The organism is Arcobacter sp. CECT 8983 (assembly GCF_004118855.1).
GTDB lineage: Bacteria > Campylobacterota > Campylobacteria > Campylobacterales > Arcobacteraceae > Halarcobacter.
Genome location: NZ_PDKF01000011.1, coordinates 1 through 4,245, shown reverse-complemented (window position 1 = coordinate 4,245; position 4,245 = coordinate 1). Strand labels below are relative to the sequence as shown.

The following is a 4,245-nucleotide window of genomic DNA, read 5'->3' as shown; positions in this document are numbered from 1 at the left end:
TTGATAGAAAATTTCTTTGAACAAATAGAAGAACCTTTAAAAGTATTTGAACATAAACTAAAAAAAGATGAAAAATCTCTTCAAGATAGACTTACAAATTTTGAAGAAAATGAAGCAAATAAAGATGAATTAACAATTTCAATTCATAAAAAAATCAAAAAACTAGATGCAATAAGTAAAGGGCTTAGATAATGAGTATACTTGATAGTTTTGTAAAAGAGTTTAATGAAACATACAATAAAACAACTGAAATTGAGTATGAAGAGGGACTATTTGGTGATATAAAAAGGATTAAAGATAAACTTCTTGATGAAAAGTTTCACCCTTCTATTCAATTAAAAAATATCTTAGATAAACAAATAAGAAGATCTAGATATCCAATGGAAGTTGCTATTACTGGTCAATTCTCATCTGGTAAATCTACATTTTTAAATGCACTACTTTCAAGAAATATTTTACCTACTGGTATTACTCCTGTTACATCAAAAGTAAACTTTATTAACTATGCAGATGAGTATAAATTAAAAATAACATATTACTCAGGTGCACACGAATATGCTCCTATTGAATCAATTGCTGCTTTTACAGACCAACGAGAACATGAAATGGCAGATATTAAGTATTTAACCCTTTATGCTCCAATGGATATTTTAAAAGATATTTCATTTGTTGACACACCTGGGTTAAATTCACAATCACAAAGTGATACTGATACTACAAGAAGAGTACTAAGAGATGTTGGTGGAATTATTTGGCTTACACTTATTGATAATGCAGGTAAAATGTCCGAAGCTGAAGTACTTGAAGAGTATATGGAACACTTTAAAAATAAATCTCTTTGTGTACTTAACCAAAAAGATAAATTTACAGAAGAACAAATTCAAACTACTACAAACTATATTAAAAATAAATTTTCAAAATATTTTTCTCAAGTTACACCTATTTCAGCTAAATTAGCACTTGAATCAAGGGCTGCACACAAAGATATTTTAGTAGAGACACAACAAGAAGAACTAATAAAAAACTTCAAAAAAGATTTAAGAGAGAATAAAATTAATACTCTTAAAAGTTTTGAACAAGAGTTTAATAAATATAAAGATGCAATTGATAAAATTAATGCAGTTGATAATACTGATAATACTAAACTTTTAGAAGAATCAAATATTCAAGAAGTTCTTGATTTCATTGAAAATACGATTAGACCACAAGCTGCAGAAGCCAAAGAGTATGCTATTAAAAAAGATTTAAAAGGTATTTGCGATATTTTAGTAAAAGAGTATGAAACTATTATTGGTGTTTATGACTCATTATGTGAAATATTGACAAGTGCAGAAAATGATATTCTTGAAGCTTTTGATAATATTCATAAAACATACTCTAAAGAATTATTTACAATTTATAATTCACTTGAATCAATTATGGAAAAAATGGCCCATGAAACATTTAAAAATGTAAAAAAACAAAAAGCATATAGATACGAAGAAAAAAGTGGTTTTTTAAGTAAAGACTCTTTTGAAAAAATTGAATATGAAACATATTGGATTGATAGTGATAATGTTTATAAAAAGCTATTTTATGATGACCAAACTATAGATAAAATGTTTAAAAGAGCAATTAAACAATTAAAAGAAGTAGAATTAGCTAGTGATGAAGCTTTTAGAAATGTTTATAGAGAAATTAAACAAAGAATTCATAGATGGCAAGAACCTTATGAGCTTATCAAAAAGCATAGAGAAATTGCTTCAGATTCAGAGTTTTCGACAACTAGGCACTTTGCAGCAAAAGTATATGAAAATGTATTAAGAAGTTTTCACCGTGCAATTTTAGAAAATATTTCAGCTTTAAGAAAAAAATTCGCATACTTTAATGGTGCTTTATCTTATTCATATATTCAAACAACGCAAGCTACAATTGCCCACTTTGAGCAACAAATTACTGAATCAATTACTTTATATGAAAAAGAACCTGCAAGATTTAATATATATCATCCAAGAGAAGATGAGATTCTTACAAAACTAAAAGCAAACTTCGGTTTTGAAAAAATTGAAGATTTCTTAACTTCAAAAAGAAATTACCTTTATAAAATCATACAATATTCAAAAAATCAATATTTGGAAATAAATAAAGATAGAATTGAGTTCGTAAGCTCTAAAAAAGCCACTTACTTAAATAAGATAGAAGACCTAAAAAGCATAAAAGATGAGATTTAATATCTCATCTTTTTAGTATTTTTTAATCAAAGAATTACAATACTACTTTAATCTCTTTATTTAAAGTTATTATAATAATACAGAAACGATTGTGTCGAATATTCGCACTTACAAAAAAAAATATGAAACTTAAGAAATAATCATAATGATTAACAACTGTTTAAATCAAAATGTGTGAAACTTTCATAAACATTTAATTAAAAAAATTGGAGATAAAATGAACGCATCAGATTTATTTATTAAGGCGTTAGAAAATGAAGGTGTTGAATATATATTTGGTATTCCTGGAGAAGAGAATCTAGACTTACTAGAAGCACTTAGAAAATCAGATAAAATCAAACTAATCTTAACTAGACATGAGCAAGGTGCAGGTTTCATGGCTGCTACATATGGTAGATTAACTGGAAAAGTTGGTGTATGTGTTTCAACTTTAGGACCTGGGGCTACTAACTTTGCAACAGCTGCTGCTTATGCACAATTAGGTGCAATGCCAATGCTTATGATTACTGGTCAAAAACCAATTAAAAAATCTAAACAAGGTAGATTCCAAATCATTGATATCGTTAGAATGATGAGACCAATGACTAAATTTGCAAAACAAATTGTAAATGGTAACAATGTTCCTTCAGTTGTAAGAGAAGCATTTAAAATTGCAACTACTGAAAGACCAGGTGCAGTTCATATTGAATTCCCTGAAGATATTTCTGCTGAAGAAGATGTTGAGAATAACATTTACCCAGTAAGAGATTTCCATTATCCACAACCTCATAAAAAAGCTATTGCTGATGCAGTTAAAATGATTGAAAAAGCGCAAAGACCACTATTATGTATTGGTAATGCTGCAAATAGAGATGATATTTCTGCTGCATTAACTGACTTTGTAAATGAAACTGGTATCCCATTCTTCTCTACTCAAATGGGTAAAGGTGTTGTTGATGAGAACCACAAATTATGTTTATCAACTGCTGCACTTTCAAAAGATGACTTTATTCACTGTGCAATTGAAAGAGCTGACTTAATTATCAATGTTGGTCACGATGTAATTGAAAAGCCACCATTCTTTATGGAAAATGAAGAAGGAGCTACAAAAGTTATTCATGTAAACTTCTTCCCATCAGAAGTGGATGATACTTATTTCCCACAACTAGACGTTGTTGGTGATATCTCTTCAAGTATAGAAAAAATCACAAATGATATTTCTAAACAAGAGCACTGGGACTTTGATTATTATGTAAGATTAGCAGATGAAATTAGAACAAGACTTTCTAAATACTTTGGTGATACAAGATTCCCAATTTTACCACAAAGAGCAGTTAGAACAATTAGACAAACTTTAACAAGTGATGATGATATCGTAACACTTGATAATGGAGTTTATAAAATTTGGTTTGCAAGAAACTATAGATGTGCTAAACCTAACACACTATTATTAGATAATGCTCTTGCTACTATGGGTGCAGGTCTTCCTTCTGGTATGGCAGCAAAAATGGTAAATCCTAACTCTAAAGTTGTTGCAGTTTGTGGTGATGGTGGATTCATGATGAATGACCAAGAAATGGAAACAGCAGTAAGATTAGGGTTAGACTTAACTGTAATTATTCTAAATGATAACGCATATGGAATGATTAAATGGAAACAAACAGGTATGGGATTCGATACTTTCGGACTTGATTTACAAAACCCTGACTTTGTTAAATTTGCAGAATCATTTGGGGCTAAAGGTTATAGACCAGAATCTTGTGAAGAGTTTGAAGAAACATTAGAAAAATGTGTAAACTCTAAAGGTGTACATTTAATTGACTTAGCAGTTGATTATTCATTAAATCACAAAATTTTAAATGATTTATTAGCAAATAAAACTTGTATGATATAATAAACAAAAATCAAAGAAAAGGAAAGAAATGAGTACAATAGAAGTAACATCACCATATGACGGGAAAGTAGTAGGAACAGTTCCTTTTACAAGTATAGAAGGTGTTCAAAAAGCAATCGACGTTGCATATGAAAAGTTTTTAGATGTTGATAATTGGATTCC

General features: G+C 29.0%; 3 protein-coding genes. All 3 read left to right on the top strand.

All coding sequences use genetic code 11. The features are described from left to right. The coding region (locus CRV01_RS11990; RefSeq protein ID WP_164970059.1) for a hypothetical protein at positions 1-192 on the top strand (192 nt) is incomplete at its 5' end. After that, the gene (locus CRV01_RS11985; RefSeq protein WP_129008472.1) at positions 192-2,210 is read left to right on the top strand and encodes a dynamin family protein; all 2,019 of its coding nucleotides are present in this window, start codon (positions 192-194) and stop codon (positions 2,208-2,210) included. The genes CRV01_RS11990 and CRV01_RS11985, both read left to right, overlap by 1 nt. 217 nt (positions 2,211-2,427) lie before the next feature. Beyond that, the gene (locus CRV01_RS11980; RefSeq protein ID WP_129008471.1) at positions 2,428-4,083 is read left to right on the top strand and encodes an acetolactate synthase large subunit; all 1,656 of its coding nucleotides are present in this window, start codon (positions 2,428-2,430) and stop codon (positions 4,081-4,083) included. Positions 4,084-4,245 lie beyond the last annotated feature (162 nt).